Here is a 23,237-nt window from a genome sequence, read left to right as displayed (position 1 = left end):
TCGTCTAGGGCGGGTCGTTCTGGAATTGGAACTGGACTCGGACGGTGTCGTTCAGGGGGAGGACGAGGGTGGTGTCGGAGGCGTTCCAGTGTTGGGGGACGAGGAACAGACGGTTCTGACCCACTACCAGCAGGCGGAGGCCCCGGTAGCGGTAGTTGAAGGACTGGCCGGCGCCGGGGCGGAGCATGGTTTCCTCGATGCCGGGGGAGCGGAGTGCGAGTCGCTCCTTGGTGTCGAGGATGACGACCGGGAACTGGTTCAGGTCGCGGGCGTCGGCCTTCGCGAGGCCGCGGCCGGAGTACTGGGCGGTGGTCGCGGTCGCCCAGAAGGCGCACGTGACGGTGACGACCGCCAGCAGTGCGATCAGAATCCGTTGCGGGCCGGCTGCCGGGTCGGTCTTGCGGCGGAGGTAGGTGAGGTACGCGAGCACCGCCGCGGACAGGCCGATGACGGCGGGAACGACCAGCGCGTAGTACGGCAGGTGCCGTAGCAGCGGGAACGCGAGCAGAGCGGCCACGCCGAGGACGAGTACGACGACGGTGGCGCGCGCGGCACGACGTACGGCGACTGCTGTCGGGTGGATCGCGTTGTGCAGCAGAAGGGCAGCCACCGCGAGCAGTGTGATCGCGAGGAGCGGGACGAGCAGCGGTTGTGGACTGCGCATCACGTAGTCCTGCGTACTCAGGCCGATCGTGTCGACGTCGATCCCGAAGTACTCGTACTGCGAACGCGCGGACACGTAGCCGAAGTAGAACAGGAGCGCGCTGAGCAGAGTCACCGGCGTGATGATGCCCGCGGCGAAACTGACCCAGCGCTCGGCTTGCGACCGCTCGTCCGCCATCGGTCATCCACCGGACGGGGTGGGTGATTCGCTGGACGGTGTGGGTGATTCGCCGGACGGTGTGGGCGATTCACGAGGTTGCGCGGTCAGGCCGATCTGGCTGCCGCCGAGGCCTTTCAGATCGTCGCATTGCTGCTGGGTCTGGCAGGTCGCGTCCGCCGGGATCACGAGCGTGACGCTGCCTTCGTCGGCGACCTGCCTGAAGCCGACCCAGCATTGCGGCAGGTTCTGCGCCGTCCACTCCACACCTTCGCAGGACTGCTCGTTGCCGGTGCACCCGGACTGGTCGACCTCGAAGACGCCTTCGGGCTGGAAGGACGGCGTACCGAGGGTGATCGTCACGCCGTCGGGAATGTCGCCGGCGAGCCAGCTGATCGGGTTGCAGTTCGATCCGCCGTCCGGGACGCCGCCGATCGGGAGCGACGCGATCTCGATCGACGGTTTGTTCTGCTGTTGCTGGGTCGACTCGGCGGCGGTCGGCTCCGGCGCCGGCTCGCTGGTGTTGTCGGCCGAGCTGGTGCTGTCCGGCGCGCTCGTCGCGTCGGGCGGTGACGAGCCACCGGACGTGCCGGAGCATCCCGAGACCAGCAGGACGAGCACGGAAACCGTCACAGCCCAGGCGCGCATGACGACCACCCCCAGGATCAGCATGGCCCCGCGCGCAGACCGCGACAACCTTTTGTTCACGCTCCGCTGCGACAACTGTCGATTCAGGTCACACGCGTGGTATTTCTGAAGGAAAGGGGGGCTTCATGACCGACCACGAGATCCGGATCGCGCTGGTTCTGAACGGTGGCGTCAGCCTGGCGGTCTGGATGGGCGGAGTGACACACGAGCTGGACCTGATCCGCCGGGCTTCCGGTGACTCGGACGCGCCCGGCCCACAGCCGTACGACGCTGTTCTCGCGGACCGCTGGCGGGAATTGTGCCGGCGCGGTGACGAGCGCCGGCGCGTGGTGGTCGACGTGATCGCCGGCACCAGCGCGGGCGGTCTGAACGGCTCGCTCCTGGCCACCGCGATCGCGAACGGCTCGACCCTCGACCCGGACGGCGCCGGCAAGAGCGAGGAGGCCGACGGCCCGTGGCTGCGACGGAAATGGGTCGCCCTCGGCTCGCTCGACGTCGGCAAGCTGGTGCCGTCCGCGGGCGCGAAGTCGACGTCGGTGCTGGACGGCAAGTACTTCCTGCGGCAGCTCGAGGAGTTGCTCAAAGGTGTCGCCGACGCGGGCGAGAGCAAGGCCGAGGAGCCGGTGACGCTGTTCGTGACGGCGTCCGGTCTCGGGGTGCAGCAGTTCGAGGCGAAGGACGCGGCGGGCCAGGCGTTCGTCGTACCCGACCATCGGTATCTGTACGGCTTCACGAGTGAGGACGCGCCGACGTACGACGGTGCGGCGCGGACGTTCACCGTCGAGGACAAGAACGGGTTGAAGGACACCGAGTTGCTCGCCCGCGCGGCGCGGGCGTCGGCGTCGTTCCCGGCCGCGTTCGGGCCGGTGCTGGAGACACCGGAGCTCGCCGCGCAGCCGCCGCGGATCCAGCCGGGTCCGGCGGAGTCCGGCTCCTGGCTGGTCGACGGCGGCGTGCTCGACAACGCGCCGTTCGGCCCGGTCCTCGACGTGGTCGCCCGGCGGCCGGTGAACGGCAAGGCGAGCCGCTACGTGCTGTACGTCGTCCCGTCGGCCGGAATCGGTCGCGCGTCGACGGCGCTGGCGGGGGCGAAGGAGCCGAGCTGGCGGGTCGCGGCGTTGTCCGCGGTGCAGTTCCCGCGCGAGGTGGACTTCCGTTCCGACGTCGAGCAACTGGAGCGGTTGCTCCTCGAGGCGGACGCATCCTGGTCGGACACCCAGCGGCTCTTCGATCGTTGCCTAAAGCAACCTGATGAGCGGGCCCGGCTGCAGGCCGCTGCGACGGCGCTGCAGCCGGCCTACTCGCGTGGCCGGGCGGTGGGTGGAGTGTGGGAGGCGGTGACCATCGCCAGCCACGACCAGTCGACGGTGCTGGACGCGGCGACCGCGTTGTCGGAGCCGGAGATCGACGAGATCCTCGCGACCGAGCATCCCTGGGTGCCGGACCCGGACGGTTCGACGGCCGCGGTGCGCGATGATGCCGACGGCAATCCGAGCTGGCTGTGGGGGACCGGTGCGGCTGAGCGGACCGTGCGGTTGATCCTGCGCTCGCTGCGGTTCCGGATCAGCGCGGCCGCGTCGGAAGATCGCGCCGAGCTGGACAAACAGCTGTCCGCGGCGAGTGACTGCCTGCTGAAGGTGCAGGCGGTCCGCGACGCTCTCGACGTACAGCTGGCTGCGGCGCATCTCGATCTGCGGCCGGCCGGTGGCGCTGAAGCGGTCGCGGTCGGACTGAACGACATCTTCGAGCAGTTGCAGATCCAGCGCGCCCTCGGTGACGCGTTCACCGAGCTGATCGCGGTGATCGATCGGCAGCTCGTCGACATCGCGCTCGAGGTGGAGATCGTGTCCCGCTGTACGTCGGCCCGGACGCCGCAGCAGCGCAGCGCACCGTTCCAGTTCCTTCGGCTCGGGCCGGACATCCCGCTCGCCGTCCTCGACGAACTGCAGGAAGGCTCGATCGCGAACCAGCTCAGCGAACGGATCCTGTACGGCAGCCAGGTCGGGCACTTCGGCGCATTCGGCGCGGCCGACTGGCGGCGGTGGGACTGGCTGATGGGCCGGCTGCACTGCGTCGCACACCTCGGCTCGATGCTCGGCGCGGACGTGGACTGGATCCGTGACACGCAGCGACACGTGCTGCAGGCCGAGGGCTGGGAGCTGCGCGCGGTCGCCGAGCGGATCGAACGGCTGGCCCGTGACTTCCCGATCGAGGCCGGGATGGGCGCGCTGGTGACGATGCGGGACGAACTGAACGCGTCGCCGGAAGGCCGGGCGATCACCAAGGGCATCGCGGACCGGATGGTCGACGTCTCCGGCGGTCTCGGTCCGCAGGTCGGCAACTGGGTGAGGGCGACCGCGGGCCGCAAGGAGCAGCCGAAGTCGTGGCTGCTGCGGACCGCGCGCTGGTTCACCGAGCCGGCCCGGCAGACGCTGTGGGGGCGGTTGGTGCGCGACGCGAAGCTGAGTCCGGCGCACCGGCCGCCGATCTTCGAGCCGTGGTTGCCTGCGGCAACAGCTGCGGTGGGCGTGGTGCTGCTGATCGTGTCCGGTCTGGTCGACTCGGTCCGCGTCCTGGCCGCCGTACTCGCCGGGGCCGTGCTCGCGCTGAGCGCCGTACTCGGCGTGGTCACCTGGTACGTACGGCGGGCGCGCCGGCGGATCCGCGCGTGGCTGGAGACGCGGATGCCGGAGATCAGTCCAGAGTCACGAAGTCGATGAGTTCCTCGACCCGGCCGAGCAGCGCCGGGTCGAGGTCGGCGAAGCTGTTCACCTTGGACAGGATGTGTTTCCAGGCCGCGGCCACGTCGGCCTGGTCGGTGGCCGGCCAGCCGAACGCCTGCAGCACCCCCTTCTTCCAGTCCTGCCCGTGCGGCACCCGCGGCCAGGCCTTGATCCCGACCGCCGACGGTTTGACGGCTTCCCAGATGTCGATGAACGGGTGGCCGACCACCAGCACGTACGGGTTGCTCACCTGTGCCGCGATCTTGGATTCCTTCGAGCCCTCGACCAGGTGGTCCACGAGGACGCCGAGCCGCCGCCCGGGACCGGGCTGGAACCGGTTCACGATCGGGACCAGGTCGTCGACGCCTTCGAGGTACTCGACCACGACGCCCTCGATCCGCAGGTCGTCGCCCCAGACCTTCTCGACCAGTTCGGCGTCGTGCCGGCCCTCGACGTAGATCCGGCTGGCGCGGGCGACCTTCGCGCGGACGTTGTCGACGGCGACCGAGCCGGACGCCGTCCGGGTCTTCTTCGCCGGACCGGCCTTCTTCGGCGGCTTCAGGCTGACCGGTTTGCCGTCCAGCCAGAACCCGGGTCCGAGTGGGTAGGTGCGGATCTTGCCGTGCCGGTCCTCGAGATCGACCACGCCGTGCTCCCAGCGCACGATCGCGCCGACGAACCCGGAGCTGGGTTCCTCGATGACCATGCCCTTCTCGATCTCGACCTCGACGGTGCGCCCGTTCTTCGGCTTCCGCCAGTCGCCCGCCAGTACGTCGTTCCCATACCTGTCAGCCACCCGGCAATGTTAATAAGTGGGAGCCGCATGCGTGGCCGTTGACTGTCGGCTCGGCGCGGTGAGTGTGAGCGCGAGGTACGCCAGGCAACCGACGACCAGGCCGACCGCCCACGAGTAGTCGTACAGCGGCTTGAGGAACGGGATCAGGCCGTCCTGCGGGAACGGGCCGGCGCCCGGGTTCGAGTACGCGCCACCGACGGCGAGCAGCGAGCCCAACAGGGTCGCGACGACACCGCGCCAGTTCCAGCCGGCGGCGTACCAGTAGCGGCCGTTCGGTTGGTACAGGTCGGCCAGGAACAGGTTGGTCCGGTCGATCAGCCAGTAGCCCGCGATCAGCACGCCGGCCACGGACGCGAGCAGACCGCCGTAGAACGACAGCCAGACGAAGATGTAGATCGACGGGTCCGAGATCAACCGCCAGGGCTGGATCACGATGCCGATCACGCCGGTCAGCAGCCCCGCGGTCTTGAAGTTCAGCCAGCGCGGCAACGCGTTCGCGAAGTCGTACGACGGACTCACGACGTTGGCCGCCACGTTGCAGGACATCGTCGCGAGGATCGCCATCACCAGCCCGATCGTGACCACCACCGGGTTCTCGAACCGGCGGGTGAGCTCGACCGGGTCCCAGATCGCCGAGCCGTACAGCACGACGGTCCCGGAGGTGGTGATGATCGAGACCAGCGCGATGAACGACATCGTGGTCGGCAGGCCGATCACCTGGCCCCAGACCTGCGCGCGCTGGCCCTTCCCGAACCGGGTGAAGTCCGGCATGTTCAGCGACAGCGTCGCCCAGAACGCGATCATGCCCATCAGCGACGGCGCGAAGATCTTCCAGAAGTCGGCGTCCCAGCCGAGCTTGGACGGCTGCGACAGGATCGGCCCGAACCCGCCGGCCTTCACCAGGATCGCGACCATCAGCGCCACGAACGCGACCGTCACCAGCGGCGCCGCCCAGTTCTCGAACCGGCGCAGACCCTCGATGCCGCGGAAGATCAGCACCATCTGCAGCGCCCAGAAGAACAAGAAGCTGAGCCACATCGTCCACGGGTGACCGCCGATCGCGGCCGCGTCGGTCCAGCCCTTGCCGAACAGCTCGCCGACGATCACGTAGATCGCCTGTCCGCCGATCCAGGTCTGGATCCCGAACCAGCCGCAGGCGATGAATGCCCTCAGCAACGCCGGGAAGTTCGCGCCGCGGACGCCGTAGAAGGCGCGCGCGAACACCGGGAACGGGATGCCGTACTTCGTCCCCGCGTGACTGTTCAGCAGCAGCGGGACCAGCACGATCAGGTTCCCGAGCGTGATGGTCAGGAACGCCTGCAGCCAGTTCATCCCGAGCGCGACCAGCCCGGACGCGAGCAGGTAGCTGGGGATGTTGTGCGCCATCCCCATCCACAGCGCCGCGTAGTTGTACGTCGTCCAGGTCCGCTCCGGCAACCGCGTCGGCGCGAGCTCGGCGTTGGCGTACGGACTGCCGGCGAGGGCCTCGGGATCGGTTAGCTCAACGCGTCCGTCGGAGTGCACGGTCTGCTCGGTCGTGACCACAGGTCCCACCTCATCCGGTTGGGCGAAGTCCGTTCCGAACAAGTTGCGCGACGACAGTTGTCCGTGTCAACGGACAACTAGGCAATGGCAGGCTCAGCTCGGGCCGAGGAGCGGGAGGCTCGGGCGTTGCGGCGTACCGAGGGCCTGGTAGCCGCGACGGATCGCGTCCTGGAGCTTCTCGACCGGCCAGGGCCAGTCCTCGGTGTGCTTGAGCGCGTCGTCGAGCGAGGTGCCGGCGTGGTGCAGGGTCGAGATCGTGTTCGCGACCTTCCCGAGGTCGATCGCCTGGTCGGTGGCGAACTCGACATCCACGACCGCGCCGTGCCCGGGGACGATCTGCGCGCCCTGCGGCATCATCCCGACCACGGCCTGGATGGTGTCCGGCCATTCCAGCGGGAACGAGTCCGCGCCGTACGACGGGGGCGCCGACTCCTCGAGCAGGTCGCCGACGAAGAACACGTCCACATCCGGCACGGCGACGACGGCGTCGCCGGAGGTGTGCGCGTTACCGACGTACAGCAGCTCGACGCGGCGGTCGCCGAGGTCGATCACCTTCGCCGCCGCGAACGTCGTACCCGCGAGGTTCTCCTCGGCGGCCGCGTTCTCGTGCAGGTAGACCTCGGCGTCGATGAACACGCTGTTGCCGGCCACGTGGTCGAAATGGGCATGCGTGTTGACGACCCACTTCACCGGTACGTCGGTCAGCTCGCGGATGTGCTCGCGGAGCTGCTCGGCCTCCTCGGTGGTGGCCCGGGTGTCGATCACCACGGCACCGTCGGATCCGGCGACCAGGCCGATGTTCAGGTCCCACTCGTCGTACCGGCGGACCCACGTGCGGTCACCGATCTCGGTCCACGTACTCATGCCCCCGACACTACTTGGGCGCTACTTGCTGAGTACGTCGCCCCTCGTGACCTGGTCCCGCTTGACACCGCGGAGCAGCAGCCCGACGTTGTCGCCGGCCGTCGCGGTCCGCGCGGTCTTGCGCAACATCTCGACGCCGCTCACCTCGACCTGCAGCAGCGGCTGCCCGGCCCGGCTGATCATCACCTGCTCGCCGACCGACACGGTGCCGGCCTGCACCCGCCCGGTCACTACGGTGCCGCGCCCGGTGATCGAGAACACGTCCTCGACCGCCATCCCGAACGACCCCACCGGCAAGGTGTCCTGCGGCCGCGGCGGCTGCGGGAACGCCCCAGGCTGCGCGTGCCCGCGGGCCAGCATCTCCTGCGGATCCATCGAATTCGACCGCTTCCAGAACTTCCAGCCCATCCCTTGAGAGTAGTTCTTGGCAAGGCCTCTTCGGCGGACCTAGAGTCGCAAGTGTTCCGAACGGAATTCCGAAACTTTCGAAGGGTGGCCGGTGTGACGACACGACGTGCGGTGGTGGTCAGGGGTGGCTGGGAAGGTCACTCCCCGGTCGAGGCGACCGACCTGTTCATCCCCTTCCTGAAGGAGAACGGTTACGAGGTGACCGTTTCCGACAGCACCGCGGCGTACCTGGAGCTGGACGGCGTCGACCTGGTGCTGCAGTGCGTGACGATGAGCGACATCGAGCCCGAGCATTTCAAGGGTCTGGAGGCCGCGATCCGGCGCGGCACCGGGTTCGCGGGCTGGCACGGCGGGATCGCCGACTCGTTCCGGAAGAACGTGGACTACAGCTTCATCACCGGCGGGCAGTTCATCTCGCACCCGCACGGTTTCACGGACTACCGGGTCGACATCGTCGCCGACCATCCGATCGTCGAGGGCATCAAGCACTTCGACGTGCACACCGAGCAGTACTACATCCACTACGACCCGACCAACACGGTGCTGGCCACCACGACGTTCGAGTCGCACCCGGACTACCCGTGGATCGAGGGCGCCGTGATGCCGGCCGTCTGGACCCGCACCTGGGGCGAGGGCAAGGTCTTCGTCTGCACCGTCGGCCACAAGCTGGACGACCTGGAGACGCCCGAGGTCCGCACCATCATCGAACGGGGGCTGCTGTGGGCGAGCAAGTGACCAACATCGGCATCGTCGGCACCGGCGTCATCTCCGGCACGTACCTCGACCACCTGGGCAAGCTCCCCGGTGTCGACGTGGTCGCGGTCGCCGACCTGGACGTTTCCCGCGCGCAGGCGATCGCCGAGAAGCACCCGAGCATCCGCGCGTTGTCCCCGGCCGAGTTGTACGCCGCCGACGACGTCGAGATCGTCCTCAACCTGACCATCCCGGCCGCGCACGCCCCCGTGCACCAGGCAGCGATGGAAGCCGGCAAGCACGTGTACGGCGAGAAGCCGCTCGCCGTCGACCGCAGCGAGGCCGAGCCGTTGCTCAAGTACGCCGCCGCGAACAACCTCCGGGTCGGCTGCGCACCGGACACCGTGCTCGGCACGGGCACCCAGACCGCCCGAGCAGTCATCGACCGTGGCGACATCGGCGTACCGCACGCTGCTTTCGCGGCCTTCACCACGCCGGGTCACGAGCTGTGGCACCCGGCGCCGGAGTTCTACTACCAGCCCGGTGGTGGCCCGGTGCTCGACATGGGGCCGTACTACGTGACCAGCCTGGTCACGCTGCTCGGTCCGGTACGTCGGGTCACCGCACGCGCCGGCCAGTCGAAGCAGGAACGCGAGATCCACTCGGGCCCGCGGGCGGGTACCAAGTTCCCGGTAGAGGTGCCGACGCACGTCACCGGCGTACTGGAGCACGAGTCCGGTGCGCTGACGACCGTGCTGATGTCCTTCGACGTCTGGGCGGCCCGGCTGCCGCGGATCGAGGTCCACGGGACCGAAGGCAGCCTGTCGGTGCCGGACCCGAACGGCTTCGACGGCACCGTCGAGATCGCGACGGCCGCGCAGCGCGAGTGGACCGAGGTCCCGGTCGCCGGTGGGTACGCCGGGGCGGGGCGCGGCGTCGGCGTCGCGGACATGGCGCGCGCACTGCGTCGCGGCGAGCCACACCGCGCTGACGGAGCGTTGGCGTACCACGTGCTCGACGTCCTCGAGTCGCTGCTCGAGGCGGCAGTCCAGGACCAGCCCGTGGACGTCGCGAGTACGGTCGAGCGTCCGGCCGCCGTACCGTTGGGAGCGTCCCCCGAGACCGCCTGAGACCCGCCCCACGCCGCCACGCGTCAGTGCGAGCTCCTACGGCTCGGTAGACTGGCACTCGGAACTTTCGAGTGCCAGTGTCGATCGAGAGAGGGTGTGCGCGCGTGCTGGACGAACGCAAGCTTGATGTGCTCCGCGCCATCGTCGAGGACTACGTGGCGACCCACGAGCCGGTCGGGTCGAAGACGCTCGTGGATCGCCACAACCTCGGGGTGTCCCCGGCCACCGTGCGTAACGACATGGCTGCGCTGGAGGAGGAGGGGTACATCACCCAGCCACACACCAGCGCGGGCCGGATCCCGACCGACGCCGGGTACCGGCTGTTCGTGGACAAGCTGAGTACGGTGAAGACGCTGTCGGCCGCCGAGAAGCGGGCGATCACGTCGTTCCTGGCCGGCGCGGTGGACCTCGACGACGTCGTCCGGCGGACGGTCCGGCTGCTCGCGCAGATCACCCGCCAGGTCGCCGTCGTGCAGTACCCGTCGCTGAACCGGTCGAGCGTCCGGCACATCGAGGTCGTCACGATGACCCCGCGCCGGTTGCTGCTGGTGCTGATCACCAGCAACGGCCGGGTCGAGCAGCGGCTCGTCGAGCACCCGCACGACGTCGAGGAACAGCTGATCGCGGACCTGCGATCCCGGCTGAACACAGTGCTGGCCGGCCAGCGCCTGACCGATGCGGCCACGTCCCTGGCCGGTGTCCCGGAGCTGTTCGCGCCGGCCGACCGGTCGCTGGTCGCGTCGATCGTCACCACGCTGCTCGAGGCGTTCACCGACGAGGTCGGCGAGCAGCGGATCGCGGTCGGCGGCGCCGCCAACCTGACCCGGTACGGCGACGACTTCGACCGGAACGTCAAGCCGGTGCTGGAGGCGCTCGAAGAGCACGTCATCCTGCTGAAGCTGCTCGGCGAGGCCACCAACCCGCAGACCCTGACGGTCCGGATCGGGCACGAGAACCCGTTCGAGGAACTGGCCACCACCTCGGTGGTCGCGACCGGGTACGGGTCGAAGTCGGAGGCGCTGGCCACCCTCGGCATCGTCGGCCCGACCCATATGGACTACCCGAGCACGATGGGCGCCGTGCGCGCCGTCGCGCGCTACGTCAGCCAGATCCTGGCCGACTCCTAATCGAGGGGGAGTAGGCGATGGACCATCACACACCCCCTAAACACAACCCCTGGTCTGGAGTATGAGCACCGATTACTACGCCGTCCTAGGTGTCAGCCGCGACGCCTCACCGGACGAGATCAAGAAGGCGTACCGCAAACTGGCACGCCAGTACCACCCGGACGTGAACGACTCCGAGGACGCCCACCAGAAGTTCCAGGAGATCGGCCGCGCCTTCCAGGTGCTCAGCGACCCGCAGAAGCGGCAGATGCACGACCTCGGCGGCGATCCGTTCGCGACCGCCGGGGCCGGCGGGCCGGGCGGCGCGGGGTTCGGTCAGGCGTTCACGTTCACCGACATCATGGACGCGTTCTTCGGCCAGACCGGCGGGGCCACCCGCGGGCCGCGGCCGCGGACCCGGCGCGGCCAGGACGCGCTGATCCCGCTCCGGATCGATCTCGCCGAGGCGGCCTTCGGGACGACCCGCGAGCTCAAGGTCGACACCGCGGTCCTCTGCCCGACCTGTAGCGGGTCCGGCGCGGCGGCCGGCTCCGAGCCGGTGACCTGCGAGATCTGTCACGGGCGCGGCGAGGTGACGCATACGCAGCGGTCGTTCCTCGGCGAGGTCCGGACGATGCGCCCGTGCCCGAACTGCCGCGGCTACGGGACCACGATCCCGAACCCGTGCGTCGAGTGCTCCGGCGACGGTCGCGTCCGCTCCCGGCGTACCGTCACGGTCAAGATCCCCGGCGGCGTCGACAGCGGCACCCGGGTGCAGCTGTCCGGTCAGGGCGAGGTCGGCCCCGGCGGCGGTCCGGCCGGCGACCTGTACGTCGAGATCGAGGTCGAGCCGCACGACATCTTCACCCGCAACGGTGACGACCTGCACTGCACGGTGACGCTGCCGATGACGGCGGCCGCGCTCGGTACGACGATCGACCTGCCGACCCTCGAGGGCGAGACGACCCCGCTGGAGATCCGGCCGGGTACGCAGTCCGGGATGGCGGTCACGCTGACCGCCCGCGGCGTACCGCGGCTGCGGCACGCGGGGCGCGGCGACCTGATCGTGCAGGTGATCGTGGAGACGCCGACCAAGCTCGACGACGCCCAGGCCGAGCTGCTCCGGCAGCTCGCCGTCGCCCGCGACGAGGAGCGTCCGCAGGGTCAGGTCCAGGCCACCCACAAGGGCGTCTTCGGCCGCCTCCGCGACGCCTTCGGCGCGCACTAGACCCACCCCCGGGCACCCACCCCGGCGCCCCCCGCTCCGTGCCCGGTGCCGCGCCCGGTGCCGTCGCCCGGTGCCGTGGCCCGGTGCCGTGCCCGGTGTCGTTTGTGGGGCCGGCTCCTCAAACGGCGGGTGGGCTCCTGGAACTTCGGGGGGAGAACCCACCAGTTGAGGGGCCGGCCCCTCAAACGGTGACGCTCGGACGGTGACCCTTGGATGGCGGAGGTGTTGGGACGATGGGTGTGGCGGTGTTCTTCCGCGCCGATCTGGCCGGCGAGGAGCTGACGCTCGACGGACCGGAGGGCCGGCACGCGGCCGTCGTACGGCGGATCGGGCCGGGCGAGCGCCTTCGGTTGACCGACGGGCGCGGCGCCTGGGCCGAAGGTCCTGTGGTGACCGCGTCGAAGGCCGGTGTGACGGTCGCCGTGGACGAGCGCGGGACGGTGCCGGCCGGCGTGCCGCGGGTGGTCGTGGTGCAGGCGGTGCCGAAGGGGGAGCGGGCCGAGCTCGCGGTCGAGATGCTCACCGAGGTCGGCGTCGACGTGATCGTGCCGTGGAACGCGGAGCGCAGTCAGTTCCGGGCGAACCCGGAGCGGGTCGAGAAGATGCTCGCGAAATGGCGGGCCTGGGCGTTCGAGGCGAGCAAGCAGTCACGACGTACCTGGTTCGCGGAGGTCGCTCCGCTCGCATCGACGGCCGAGGTCGCCGAGTTGCTGGCCGGCGCGGCGCTTCCCGTCGTACTGCATGAGGAGGCGACCGTCGCGCTGGCGTCCCTCGAGGTTCCGGCCGCGGGTGACGTGGTGATCGTGATCGGCCCCGAGGGCGGGATCGCCCCGGCCGAGCTGAAGGCGTTCGACGTCGACCCGGTCCTCCTCGGCGACACCGTGCTGCGCACCTCGACCGCCGGAGTGGCCGCCGCGGCCGCGCTGCTCGCCCGTTCCCGCTGGCGTTGAGCTGTTAGGTAGACTTCGAACACTATGGCGGTCGAGTCAGCACGAGCGCGGACCCTGCAGCACGTCGAACCAGGTGACGTGCCGTTGCAAGCGGCTCTCGACGCGCTCGCGGATCCGGTGCGGCGCTCGATCCTGCGCGACCTCGCCGTCCACGAGGACTGGACCCGCGCCTGCGGCACCTTCGACCTGCCCGTGAAGAAGGCGACCGCCAGCCACCACTTCGCCGTACTGCGCTCCGCCGGCCTCATCGAGCAGCGCGATGAGGGTGCCCGCCGGCTGAACCGCCTGCGCCGGTCCGAGTTCGACGATGCGTTCCCGGGCCTGCTCGCCGCGACGATCGACCGCGCGGACTAGGGCGTGTCTCCCAATCCCCCGCCTACTGCGCGGGATTGGGAGACACGCCCTGCTATTTCACCAGGATCGACTTGGTGTCCGTGTCGGTGATCGTGCCGTCCGCGGGAGACACCAGGTAGACGCTGATCTGCCACGGGCCCGGGCTGAGAGTGAGCTGGAACGCGTACGGCGAGAACTTCATGCCTTCCTGCGTGCTGGTGAAGCTCTTCTTCGTCTCGCGGGTCTTCAGGTTCGTCGCCTGGTAGTTGACCGTCGCCTCGAACGTGTTCGCCACACCGGCGACGGTGACCTTGTCCTCGCCGAGCACCTGCGCCTCGGCGGGCGACTCGATCCAGACGAACGCCTGCACGTCCGCCGCCTGCGCCCGCCCGAGCGGCGTCGTGGCGTCGACCTGACCGAAGAGCTTCGGCACCGACCGGCCGCCCTGCGTGACCTGGATCGGCGTCTGGTCGTCCTTCAACGCGCCCTGCACGGTGTAGACCAGCTGCTGCGTCGCGACCTGCGCGACGTCAGCGTCCAGCCTGGCCTTCGGCAGCTGCTTGAAGTCGACCGTCACCACGCCGTCCGACCGGGTCACGGTGTTCACCGCGGCGCCGCGCCAGACCGTGAAGTAGTCCGGGTCCTCCGGCTGCTTCGTGGTCATGATCCGGACCGCCTCCTCGGCCGGGCGGCCGCTGACCTTGGCCCAGGTGCGGTACAGGCGGGTCGCGGTCTTCTTCCGCGCGCCGACCTGCTGACCCATCCAGTACACCGGGACGACCGCGTTGCTGACGGCCTGTTCGGGCGCACCGGAAGCCTTCGTAGCACCTGTACTCGCGTCGGTCGACGCCACCGACGGGGCCGGTGAGGGTTGCGCGACCGACGGCGGCCGGCTCTGCGGTACGGCGGTCGCGGTGGCCGTCGTACCGGAACCGGCGACCGCGTCGCCGTCGTTGCCGGGGTTGGCCGTGTGGCCGGCGCCGGTGAACACGGTGAAGGCTCCGATCGCCGCCGCGGTGCCGACCGCGGCCACGCCGGTGGTCAGGAGCCAGGGCCGCCGGCCGCCGGACCGGCGCTGGGCGTGCGCGCGGTCGCGGATCTCCGGCAGGGCGTCGGCGGGCTCGATCCGGTCGGCCTCGTCGTGCAACGCCCGCCGCATCAGGTCGTCGAACGGATCGTTCCGCTCGTGGTCGTTCATGCGTTCTGCTCCAGGAGCTGGCGCAGCGACTTGGTCGCCCGCGCGGCATGGCTTTTCACTGACCCCCGGCTGATGCCCATCGTGTCGGCGATCTCGGCCTCCGACAGGTCACCGTAGTACCGCAGCACCATCACGGTTCGCTGCTTCTCCGGCAGCGTCCGCATCGCCTCGATCACCCGGTCCGTCTCCGCGCTCCGTAGTACCGCCTGTTCGGCGCTGGGCTCGTCGGGGAGCGACTTCGGCGTGTGTTTGTCCACCACGACCAGGTGGCGTTGCCGGGACCGGCAGCGGTTCACGACGGCCGTTCGCAGGTACGCGAGCGCCTTGTGGGGATCGCGGAGCCGGTTCCAGCGGCCGTGCATCGCGACGAACGCGTCCTGGACGATCTCCTCCGCCGACCCGGTGTCGCGCAACAGCAGTGCGCCGAGGCGGACGAGCGAGGTGTAGTGCGCGGTGTACACAGCCGTCAGCGCCTCGTCGGCATTCCACGAGGACTCAGGTGTCACGCACTCTTCGTACACCACAGCCGGTTGCGCCACGAAAAGACGACGCGAAGATGGCGTCCCAGGTTGACAACAAGCTTGCCCCGGTCAGGTGCGATTTCCGAAGTCATGAGGCAGCGTGGTGACGGCGAGTGGCCGGGCCGTCACGACCGGCCGGAGCCCCGGCGAGGCGTGTCCCGGGGAATTGCGAGTGAGGGTGTCGGACGGGGCGGCTAGCATGGAGAAAGTCACATCACCCGTACTCAGGAGGAAGAGCCTGTCCAGGCCACGCAGTATCGAACCGGAGGCGCGCGCGAACGGCACCGCTCGTGACGCTGCCACCAGCACGCAGGCGTCGCACAAGATCGTCGTGCCGAACAGCATCGACATGGTGGCCCTGCTCGGAGCCCGGGACGAGTTCCTCCGCATCGTCGAGAAGGAGTTCGCCGCCGACATCATGGTCCGCGGCAACGAGATCACGCTGATCGGCGAGCCCGCCGAGCTGGCCCTGGCCGAGCGGCTGATCGACGAGCTGATCGCGGTGATCCGTACCGGGCACGGGCTGACCGCCGACTCGGTCGAGCGCAGCATCGCGATGATCAAGGCCGCCACGGCCGAGAGCCCCGCCGACGTGCTCACCCAGAACATCCTGTCCAGCCGCGGCCGGACGATCCGGCCGAAGACGCTGAACCAGAAGCGCTACGTCGACGCCATCGACAAGAACACCATCGTGTTCGGCATCGGCCCGGCCGGTACCGGCAAGACCTACCTGGCGGTCGCCAAGGCGGTCCAGGCGCTGCAGGCCAAGGAGGTCAACCGGATCATCCTGACCCGGCCGGCCGTCGAGGCCGGCGAGCGGCTCGGGTTCCTGCCCGGCACCCTGTCGGAGAAGATCGACCCGTACCTGCGCCCGCTGTACGACGCCTTGCACGACATGCTCGACCCGGAGTCGATCCCGCGGCTGATGACCGCCGGCACGATCGAGATCGCGCCGCTGGCCTACATGCGCGGCCGGACGCTGAACGACGCCTACATCATCCTGGACGAGGCGCAGAACACCTCGCCGGAGCAGATGAAGATGTTCCTCACCCGGCTCGGGTTCGGCTCCAAGATGGTGGTCACCGGTGACGTCACCCAGGTCGACCTGCCGACCGGTACCAACTCCGGCCTGCGGGTCGTGCAGAACATCCTCGACGGTGTGCAGGACCTGGCGTTCTGCCGGCTGACCTCGCACGACGTCGTCCGGCACAAGCTGGTCGGCCGGATCGTGTCCGCGTACGAGAACTACGAAGGCAGTGTTGATCACAAGCGATGAACGTCGAGGTCAACAACGAGTCCGGAGTAGAGATCGACGCCCACGGACTGATGCGGCTCAGCCGGTTCGTGATGTCGTCGCTGCGGCTGCACCCGGAGTGTGAGCTGTCGATCAAGCTGGTCGACGAGGACACCATGGCGCGGTACCACGTCGAGTTCCTGGACCTGCCGGGTCCGACCGACGTGATGTCGTGGCCGATGGACGAGCTGCGGCCGGGTCCGGCCGAGGAGGACGACGGCGAGCTGCCGCTCGGCCACCTCGGTGACATCGCGCTCTGCCCGACCGTCGCGGCCGCGCAGGGCGCGAAGGCCGGCCACGGCACCTGGGCCGAGCTGGAGCTGCTGACGGTGCACGGCATCCTGCACCTGCTCGGGTACGACCATGCGGAACCCGCCGAGAAGGCGGAGATGTGGGACGTCCAGGGCCGCCTGCTGGAAGCATGGCGCGCACCTGGAAACAGACTGGAGGGTGCCTGATGGCTTCCTCCACCGGTCAGGAGTGACGTTCCCATGACCTACCACGACCTCGTTCTGCTGGTTGTGGCTGCGGTGCTCGTGCTGCTGGCCGGGTTGTTCGCCGGCGCGGAGGCAGCGCTGTCGTCGTACTCGAAGGTGCGGGCGAACGAGCAGGTCGAGCAGGGCAACCTGCGCGCGGTCCGGCTGCGCGACCTGCTCTCCGACGCCCCGCGGTACCTGAACTCGCTGCTGCTGCTCCGGCTGATCTGCGAGATCACCGCGATCGTGCTGGTCACCCAGGCGCTGTCCGGCGTCTTCGAGGTGACCTGGGAGCACATCCTGATCACCGCCGTGGTGATGGTGCTGGTCTCGTACGTGATCATCGGGGTCGCGCCACGGACCCTCGGCCGGCAGCACTCGGACCGGTTCGCGATCCTGTCCGCCGGCCCGGTGATGGCGGTGACTCGGATCCTCGGTCCGGTGCCGAAGCTGCTGATCCTGGTCGGCAACGCGCTGACCCCGGGCAAGGGGTTCGCCGAAGGCCCGTTCGCGACCGAGGCCGAGTTGCGCGCGCTGGTCGACTACGCGGAGAAGTCCGCGGTGATCGAGTCCGGCGAGCGGCAGATGATCCACTCGGTGTTCGAGCTCGGCGACACCATCGTCCGCGAGGTGATGGTGCCGCGGACCGACATGGTCTACATCGAGAAGCACAAGAAGCTCCGCCAGCTCACCTCGCTGGCGCTGCGCTCGGGCTACTCGCGGATCCCGGTGATCGGCGAGTCGCTGGACGACATCCTCGGCGTCGTCTACCTCAAGGACGTGATGCGCCGCGTCTACGACAACGCCCAGGCCGAGTCGACCGAGCGGGTCGAGTCGGTGATGCGCCCGTGCATGTACGTGCCGGACTCGAAGCCGGTCGACCAGCTGCTGCGCGAGATGCAGGCGGCCCGGATGCACCTGGCGATCGTCGTCGACGAGTACGGCGGTACGGCGGGACTGGTGGCGATCGAGGACATCCTCGAGGAGATCGTCGGCGAGATCACCGACGAGTACGACGAGGACCCGGACTCGGTGCAGCACCTGTCGGACGGGAGCTACCGGGTGTCCAGCCGGCTGCCGATCGACGAGCTGGGCGAGCTGTTCGGCGTACCGCTGGACGACGACGACGTCGACACGGTCGGCGGTCTGATGGCGAAGCTGCTCGGCAAGGTACCGATCCCCGGTGCCGAGGTGTCGATCGAGGGTCTGTCGCTGACGGCGGAGCGGCCGTCCGGTCGCCGCAACCAGGTAGGTACGGTTCTGGTACGACGCGAGGAGCCCGCGCCCGCGCCACAGGACCAGAACCATCAGCACGCCTAGGAGCACTCGTTGTCGGACCTTTCGGCGGAAGACGCCAAACTTGTCACGCTCGCCCGCGCTGCCCGGGCCCGGACCCGCGCTGCCGAGGGTGCCGCGGTCCGGGACTCCGACGGGCGGACGTACGCCGCCTGCACCGTCGCGCTCGACACGGTCGAGCTGACCGCGTTGCAGCTGGCCGTCGCGATGGCGCTGGCGTCGGGCGTGAAGGGCCTGGAGGCCGCCGCGGTGGTCGCTGATGGGGTCGCCGACGGGGACTCCGTCGACGTGAACGTCGTACGCCACTTCGCCGGGGCGAACGTCCCGGTCGTGCTGGCCGAAGGAAGTGGAGAGGTTCGCGATGTCGTCCACACCTGAGAACTTCAAGGCAGGGTTCGCCTGCTTCGTGGGTCGGCCCAACGCGGGCAAGTCCACCCTCACCAACGCCCTGGTGGGGAAGAAGATCGTGATCACCTCGTCGAAGCCGCAGACCACGCGGCACGCCGTCCGGGGCATCGTGCACCGGCCGGACGCGCAGCTGATCCTGGTCGACACCCCTGGTCTGCACAAGCCGCGGACGCTGCTCGGTGAGCGGCTGAACGACCTGGTCAAGACCACCTGGGCCGAGGTCGACGTGATCGCGGTCTGCCTGCCGGCCAGCGACAAGATCGGGCCTGGCGACCGGTTCCTGGTGAGCGAGGCGGCGAAGGTCGCGAAGACCCCGAAGGTCGCGCTGGCGACGAAGGCCGACCTGGTCGAGCCGGACCGGATGGTCGAGCACCTGGCCGAGATCCAGGCGCTCGGCGAGTCGGCCGGGATCGAGTGGGCGTCGATCGTCCCGGTGTCCGCGACATCCGGTTTCCAGGTGGATCTGGTCGCGGACGAACTGGTGAAGCTGCTGCCGGACGGCTTCCCGCTGTACCCGGACGGCGACATCACCGACGAGCCCGAGGAGACGCTGGTCGCGGAGCTGATCCGCGAGGCCGCGCTGGAGGGTGTGCGCGACGAGCTGCCGCACTCGATCGCGGTCACCATCGACGAGATGAACCTGCGTGAGGACCGGCCCGAGGACAAGCCGCTGCTGGACGTCTACGCGAACATCTTCCTGGAGCGGGAGAGCCAGAAGGGCATCGTGATCGGCCACAAGGGCGCCCGGCTGCGCGAGGTCGGCGCGGCCGCGCGCCGCCAGATCGAGGCCCTGCTCGGTACGCCGGTCTACCTCGACCTGCACGTCAAGATCGCCAAGAACTGGCAGACGGACGCCAAGCACCTGCGCAAACTGGGCTTCTGATGAGCCTGCAGAATCCCGTGTACGGCGCCTTGACCGGCCCGCACGAATCGTTCGCCGAGGTCCGTGGGAACGCCCGCCGGTACCCGTCGGCGGTGGCGCCGTTCCTCGGTGTTCCTGATCAGCCGACGGCCGCGGACTGGGCCGACGCCGCCGAACTCCTCGGTCCGGGGACGATCGGCGCGTTGATGCGGCCCGAGTTCGGAGTGCCTGACGGGTTCAAGCTCGACCGCGTGTTCGACCTCGTGCAGTTCACCGCGCCCGCGGACCTCGCGACCGACGATCCCGAGGCGGTGGTGCTGGGCGTGGACGACGTACCGGACATGCTCGCGCTGGTCGCGCTCACCGATCCCGGTCCGTTCCGGACCCGCACGATCGAGCTCGGCACCTACCTGGGTATCCGCCGCGAGGGCGAACTGATCGCGATGGCCGGCACCCGGATGAACCTGCCCGGGCACACCGAGATCAGTGCCGTCTGCACCCACCAGTCGGCGCGCGGCCAGGGCCTGGCGACCCGCCTGATCCGGGCGGTCGCCGCCCACATCACCGCGTCCGGCAAGGTCCCGTTCCTGCACACCGGCGGCACGAACACCACCGCGATCAGCCTCTACACGTCACTGGGCTTCACCATCTCCAACCGCATGAAAGTCACACTCATCGAGCCGGCATGACGGAGGCGAACCGCCTCGCTCACGTCTACTGACTGGGTTCACCGATCGGCTGGCCGACGAGACGGCGCGGCTGGAGTCGTTGCAGCAAGATGCAATTGTGGAGCTTTCGTCCCCCGTGCGCGTTATGCTCGCGCACGATCTTGAGCTCATCGAGGTCATTCATGTCCTGAGGGGGACGTCCCAGTATGAAACTGCAGCGCTTCGCGCTCGCGCTGGCCGGGGTCGGCATGCTCGCCGCCACGGCCGCCGCTGTTCCGGCCACCGCCGCCGTCCGGTCCGACCCGACGCCCGCGATCGCCAGCCCGGCCAAGGGCAACCTGAAGACCACGCCGACCACCAAGCTCGCCTCCGGGGGCTGCCTCCAGGATGTCGGCTTCAACACCCCGACGCCGGGCATCAACGACGTCCTGATCACGCCGGCCAAGCCGCCGCGCGGTGAGTTCTACGGCGAGTTCCGGTACGTCGGCACGCGTCTCAACACGACGTGGTACGGCGTGCAGACCGACGCGCACTTCTACTACCACAGCCTGTTCGTGCAGAACGGCACGCTGTACCGCGGTGTCACCTACTTCGACACGGCGAACGCGCGGCCGACGTACGCGCGGATCGGGTCCGGCTGGACCAGCTTCACCCAGCTCGTGACGTCGAACTACGCGATCACCGCGCCGAACCGCTCGTACCTGTACGGGCTGAGCACCAACGGCAGCCTCTACCGCTACGCGGCGTCGGGTGCCACCTTCCGGGCGCTCGGTCACTTCCCGGGTTTCCAGGGTTTCAAGGCGATGACCGTGATCTCGGAGACCCCGACGTACGACACGCTGCTGATGACCACGAAGGCCGGTGCGCTGTGGACCGTCCGGATCCCGGCCGCCGCCTCGACGAAGCCGATCCTGAAGCTGGTCCGGAGCACGGGCTTCGCGGCGTACGAGTCGCTGGCCGCCCGGGAGTGTGGTGAAAGGGGTGGCACGCTGGTGACCGGCTTCGACAACGACACCGACTCGGCGTACCAGTACGCGATGAGCAAGTTCAACGGCTCGGCGACGGCGGTCACGTCCTACGGCCGGGTCACCGGCGGGACCATTCCGGGCACCGGGATCTTCTCGATCACCGGCCACTGGAACCAGCTCGTGGGCGAGTGAGCTTTCCGCAGTAGAAGCCGGGGGCGTCGCTGTTGCGGCGCCCCCGGTCCGTTTCAGAGCTTCTTCTGGTAGGCCAGGATTCTGGCGACGATCTTGTAGTCGAGTTGCTCGTTGATGCCGATCATGTGGTTGTTGGACTCGGCGTTCCAGGTGTCTACCTGGGTGAGGGCGGGCTCTGCGTCGCGGAGCCACAGAAGCATGGCGGACTTGACCAGGGCACCCAGGCGATGGCCCCGGTGGGCGCGGTCGACCGCGGTGTCGTGCTGTTCGCCGATGTGCGGACGCTCGCGCTCGACCGCGATGATCGTGTGCCCGGCCAGCGCACCGGTGCTCTTCTCCCGGGCGATCACGCGATAGAGCGTGTGGTCGCTCTTCGCCTGCGCTTCCTCGTACGCGCGCAACCGCTCCGGACTGAAGACGTCGTCCTCCATGTCCAGGTCGTCCCTCGGCGCATCGTTGATCGAGCCGGTCAGCTCGACCATCCCCGGCAGCAACTCCTCCGGCAGCGCGCCGGTCAGCATCGTCAGCTCGTACTCCGTGGACACGGCCACCGCATCGTCGTACAGCTTCCGCACCGCGTCCCAGTCGAGCGTCGTCAGGTCCTGCCGGCGGTTCACCTCGATCGCCTTCTGCTCGAACCCGTGCCGCCGGGCGAACGCGTCCGCCTTCGGCAGGTCGATGCAGCCGTACCCGACCGTGTCCCGGCCGAAGTCGCGCGCCACCTGCTCGGCGTACTCGACGAGCGCCGACCCGACACCCCGGCCGCGATGGGCCGGGTGGACGTCGACGTCGACCCACGCCTGGTTCGTGTTGTCGTACGTCGGCATCGACAGCCCGAGCAGTCCGACGGCAACTCCGTCGTCGTCCCGCGCCAGATAGGCGTCGTGCGGCTCGAGGTCCCAGCCGTAGCGCAGCATGTTCGCGAACCCACGGGGCGTGGTCTCGACCATCTCCGGGCAGTCCAGCTTCCACGCGGCGTTCCTGATCGCGACGGCTTCGACGCACCCGGCTTCGTTGTCGGGCAACAGTTTCGTGATCTCCACGCCCTCAGCGTCCACGAAGCGCCGGTTTACCGCGACCGGTTTATCCGCGGTCGAGAAGTTCCCCGCTGAGCTTCCACAGCCGCCGTGCGTGCTCCCGGCCGATCGCATAAGGCAGTACGCCGAACGCGCCCGGAGTCACCGCGAGCAGGCCGGCGTCCGGCTCGTCCGACGTGTGCACCTTCGCGATGTCGACGTCCTCGCAGTACACCCCGCCGTACCCCTCGAGCTGGGGACTGACGGCGCACCAGACTTGCGTCGCCGCGCCCTGCGCGACCGTCTTCAGGCCGCGGGTGGGGTCGATCACCGGCTCGTCGTTCGCGTCCAGGAAGCCGCCCTGCCGCAACGTCTCGCGATCGGTGAAGCGCGTGAGGTTCGTGATGATGCTCCCCGGGTGGACGGCGAAGGCCCGGATCCCGTTGACCCGCTCACGTTCGTCCAGCTCGACAGCGAAGAGGATGTTCGCCGTCTTCGACTGCCCGTACCCCACATACGGCGCGTACTCGCGGTGCTCGAAGTTCGGGTCGTCGAAGTCGACGTCGCTGTACCGGTGCCCGCGCGACGACACCGACACCACCCGCGCCGCACCGGCCATCCGCAGCGCGGGCAGCAACCGCGTCGTGAGCTGGAAGTGCCCGAGGTGGTTCGTCGCGAACTGCGACTCGTACCCGCGGGCGTCCCGGGTCAGCGGGTTCGCCATGATCCCGGCACTGTTCACCAGGATGTGCAGCGCCCGCCCGCTCGCGAGGAAGCGGTCCGCGAACGCGTCGATACTCGCCGGATCGAGCAGGTCCAGCTCCTGCACGGCGACTTCGCCGACATCGGCCAGCTCGGCGGTCGCCCGGGCGACATCACGAGCAGGTACGACGACGTCGGCGCCGGCCGACCGGAACGCGCGAACGGTCTCCTTGCCCAGGCCGGAGTACCCACCGGTGACGATCGCGACCTTCCCGTGCAGGTCGATCCCTTCGAGGACGTCGTCCGTCGTCGATGCCGCGGTGAATCCTGATCCCATTGGTGTTTGCATACTTCGACGGTATGTTGCCGTGCTCGGACTTTGAATGCGTGAA

24 protein-coding genes are annotated in these 23,237 nt (G+C 69.1%); 14 read left to right on the top strand and 10 right to left on the bottom strand.

Going from position 1 to position 23,237, the window contains the following annotated elements; genetic code table 11:
- Positions 1-4: 4 nt before the first annotated feature.
- Together ACFYRH_RS37150 and ACFYRH_RS37145 are read right to left on the bottom strand one after the other, a co-directional pair.
- A complete protein-coding gene (locus ACFYRH_RS37150) occupies positions 5-841 on the bottom strand; it encodes a hypothetical protein (protein ID WP_387784895.1) in 837 nt (278 codons plus the stop codon).
- Between the two features lie 3 nt (positions 842-844).
- Positions 845-1,468: a hypothetical protein gene (locus ACFYRH_RS37145; protein ID WP_387784894.1), complete on the bottom strand. Its 624-nt coding sequence runs from the start codon at positions 1,466-1,468 to the stop codon at positions 845-847.
- A 125-nt stretch (positions 1,469-1,593) separates the two neighbouring features.
- Here ACFYRH_RS37145 and ACFYRH_RS37140 point away from each other — a divergent pair, with 125 nt between their 5' ends.
- On the top strand, positions 1,594-4,188 hold the full coding sequence (locus ACFYRH_RS37140; protein ID WP_387784892.1) for a DUF3376 domain-containing protein: 2,595 nt from the start codon (positions 1,594-1,596) through the stop codon (positions 4,186-4,188).
- Here ACFYRH_RS37140 and ACFYRH_RS37135 read toward each other — a convergent pair.
- The 4 genes from ACFYRH_RS37135 to ACFYRH_RS37120 all read right to left on the bottom strand — a co-directional run bounded on the left by ACFYRH_RS37135 (position 4,163) and on the right by ACFYRH_RS37120 (position 7,804).
- Complete coding sequence (locus tag ACFYRH_RS37135; protein ID WP_387784890.1) at positions 4,163-4,987, bottom strand: DUF3097 domain-containing protein; 825 nt, start codon at positions 4,985-4,987, stop codon at positions 4,163-4,165. The genes ACFYRH_RS37140 and ACFYRH_RS37135 overlap by 26 nt on opposite strands.
- A gap of 9 nt (positions 4,988-4,996) precedes the next feature.
- Entirely contained in the window at positions 4,997-6,532 is a 1,536-nt protein-coding gene (locus ACFYRH_RS37130) for an NCS1 family nucleobase:cation symporter-1 (RefSeq protein ID WP_387784888.1), read from the bottom strand.
- Between the two features lie 93 nt (positions 6,533-6,625).
- A complete protein-coding gene (locus tag ACFYRH_RS37125) occupies positions 6,626-7,396 on the bottom strand; it encodes an MBL fold metallo-hydrolase (protein ID WP_387784887.1) in 771 nt (256 codons plus the stop codon).
- 21 nt (positions 7,397-7,417) lie between these two features.
- Entirely contained in the window at positions 7,418-7,804 is a 387-nt protein-coding gene (locus ACFYRH_RS37120; RefSeq protein WP_387784885.1) for an EF-Tu/IF-2/RF-3 family GTPase, read from the bottom strand.
- A gap of 93 nt (positions 7,805-7,897) precedes the next feature.
- On the opposite strand from ACFYRH_RS37120, the gene ACFYRH_RS37115 reads away from it, so the two are divergent.
- The 6 genes from ACFYRH_RS37115 to ACFYRH_RS37090 all read left to right on the top strand — a co-directional run bounded on the left by ACFYRH_RS37115 (position 7,898) and on the right by ACFYRH_RS37090 (position 13,265).
- Positions 7,898-8,539, top strand: coding sequence for a ThuA domain-containing protein (locus tag ACFYRH_RS37115; protein ID WP_387784883.1), 642 nt, complete (start codon positions 7,898-7,900; stop codon positions 8,537-8,539).
- Positions 8,524-9,627 carry a Gfo/Idh/MocA family protein gene (locus ACFYRH_RS37110; protein WP_387784882.1) on the top strand — a complete coding sequence of 368 codons (1,104 nt, stop codon included), beginning with the start codon at positions 8,524-8,526 and terminating at the stop codon, positions 9,625-9,627. The genes ACFYRH_RS37115 and ACFYRH_RS37110 overlap by 16 nt, the downstream gene beginning before the upstream one ends.
- A gap of 104 nt (positions 9,628-9,731) precedes the next feature.
- On the top strand, positions 9,732-10,754 hold the full coding sequence (hrcA, locus tag ACFYRH_RS37105; RefSeq protein ID WP_387784881.1) for a heat-inducible transcriptional repressor HrcA: 1,023 nt from the start codon (positions 9,732-9,734) through the stop codon (positions 10,752-10,754).
- A 61-nt stretch (positions 10,755-10,815) separates the two neighbouring features.
- Positions 10,816-11,961 carry a molecular chaperone DnaJ gene (gene dnaJ / locus ACFYRH_RS37100; protein WP_387784880.1) on the top strand — a complete coding sequence of 382 codons (1,146 nt, stop codon included), beginning with the start codon at positions 10,816-10,818 and terminating at the stop codon, positions 11,959-11,961.
- Positions 11,962-12,194: 233 nt separating this feature from the next.
- Positions 12,195-12,911: a 16S rRNA (uracil(1498)-N(3))-methyltransferase gene (locus tag ACFYRH_RS37095; protein ID WP_387784879.1), complete on the top strand. Its 717-nt coding sequence runs from the start codon at positions 12,195-12,197 to the stop codon at positions 12,909-12,911.
- Positions 12,912-12,935: 24 nt separating this feature from the next.
- Positions 12,936-13,265 carry an ArsR/SmtB family transcription factor gene (locus ACFYRH_RS37090; protein WP_387784877.1) on the top strand — a complete coding sequence of 110 codons (330 nt, stop codon included), beginning with the start codon at positions 12,936-12,938 and terminating at the stop codon, positions 13,263-13,265.
- 52 nt (positions 13,266-13,317) lie between these two features.
- On the opposite strand, the gene ACFYRH_RS37085 is transcribed toward ACFYRH_RS37090, so the two are convergent.
- Both ACFYRH_RS37085 and ACFYRH_RS37080 read right to left on the bottom strand, forming a co-directional pair.
- Positions 13,318-14,442: a Gmad2 immunoglobulin-like domain-containing protein gene (locus ACFYRH_RS37085; RefSeq protein WP_387784875.1), complete on the bottom strand. Its 1,125-nt coding sequence runs from the start codon at positions 14,440-14,442 to the stop codon at positions 13,318-13,320.
- Complete coding sequence (locus ACFYRH_RS37080; protein WP_387784873.1) at positions 14,439-14,948, bottom strand: SigE family RNA polymerase sigma factor; 510 nt, start codon at positions 14,946-14,948, stop codon at positions 14,439-14,441. The genes ACFYRH_RS37085 and ACFYRH_RS37080 overlap by 4 nt, the downstream gene beginning before the upstream one ends.
- Positions 14,949-15,312: 364 nt before the next feature.
- On the opposite strand from ACFYRH_RS37080, the gene ACFYRH_RS37075 reads away from it, so the two are divergent.
- The 7 genes from ACFYRH_RS37075 (at position 15,313) to ACFYRH_RS37045 (ending at position 21,127) form a co-directional block, all read left to right on the top strand.
- Positions 15,313-16,239: a PhoH family protein gene (locus ACFYRH_RS37075; RefSeq protein ID WP_387785114.1), complete on the top strand. Its 927-nt coding sequence runs from the start codon at positions 15,313-15,315 to the stop codon at positions 16,237-16,239.
- On the top strand, positions 16,236-16,715 hold the full coding sequence (ybeY, locus tag ACFYRH_RS37070; RefSeq protein ID WP_387784872.1) for an rRNA maturation RNase YbeY: 480 nt from the start codon (positions 16,236-16,238) through the stop codon (positions 16,713-16,715). The genes ACFYRH_RS37075 and ybeY overlap by 4 nt, the downstream gene beginning before the upstream one ends.
- A gap of 33 nt (positions 16,716-16,748) precedes the next feature.
- The gene (locus tag ACFYRH_RS37065; protein ID WP_387784870.1) at positions 16,749-18,053 is read left to right on the top strand and encodes a hemolysin family protein; all 1,305 of its coding nucleotides are present in this window, start codon (positions 16,749-16,751) and stop codon (positions 18,051-18,053) included.
- A gap of 9 nt (positions 18,054-18,062) precedes the next feature.
- Positions 18,063-18,407 (top strand): cytidine deaminase, encoded by a 345-nt coding sequence (locus ACFYRH_RS37060; protein ID WP_387784869.1) that lies wholly within the window; start codon positions 18,063-18,065, stop codon positions 18,405-18,407.
- On the top strand, positions 18,391-19,320 hold the full coding sequence (gene era / locus ACFYRH_RS37055) for a GTPase Era (RefSeq protein ID WP_387784868.1): 930 nt from the start codon (positions 18,391-18,393) through the stop codon (positions 19,318-19,320). The genes ACFYRH_RS37060 and era overlap by 17 nt, the downstream gene beginning before the upstream one ends.
- Positions 19,320-19,988, top strand: a complete 669-nt coding sequence (locus tag ACFYRH_RS37050; protein ID WP_387784867.1) for a GNAT family N-acetyltransferase — start codon at positions 19,320-19,322, stop codon at positions 19,986-19,988. The genes era and ACFYRH_RS37050 overlap by 1 nt, the downstream gene beginning before the upstream one ends.
- Positions 19,989-20,173: 185 nt before the next feature.
- Entirely contained in the window at positions 20,174-21,127 is a 954-nt protein-coding gene (locus ACFYRH_RS37045; RefSeq protein WP_387784865.1) for a hypothetical protein, read from the top strand.
- 53 nt (positions 21,128-21,180) lie between these two features.
- On the opposite strand, the gene ACFYRH_RS37040 is transcribed toward ACFYRH_RS37045, so the two are convergent.
- Both ACFYRH_RS37040 and ACFYRH_RS37035 read right to left on the bottom strand, forming a co-directional pair.
- Positions 21,181-22,170, bottom strand: coding sequence for a GNAT family N-acetyltransferase (locus ACFYRH_RS37040; RefSeq protein WP_387784864.1), 990 nt, complete (start codon positions 22,168-22,170; stop codon positions 21,181-21,183).
- A 40-nt stretch (positions 22,171-22,210) separates the two neighbouring features.
- The gene (locus ACFYRH_RS37035) at positions 22,211-23,194 is read right to left on the bottom strand and encodes an oxidoreductase (protein WP_387784862.1); all 984 of its coding nucleotides are present in this window, start codon (positions 23,192-23,194) and stop codon (positions 22,211-22,213) included.
- Positions 23,195-23,237: the final 43 nt, after the last annotated feature.

Origin of the sequence: Kribbella sp. NPDC004875, from assembly GCF_042873375.1 — a bacterium.
Taxonomy (GTDB): domain Bacteria; phylum Actinomycetota; class Actinomycetes; order Propionibacteriales; family Kribbellaceae; genus Kribbella.
The sequence above is the reverse complement of the archived record's forward strand: the minus strand, read 5'-3'. Positions and strand labels throughout refer to the sequence as shown.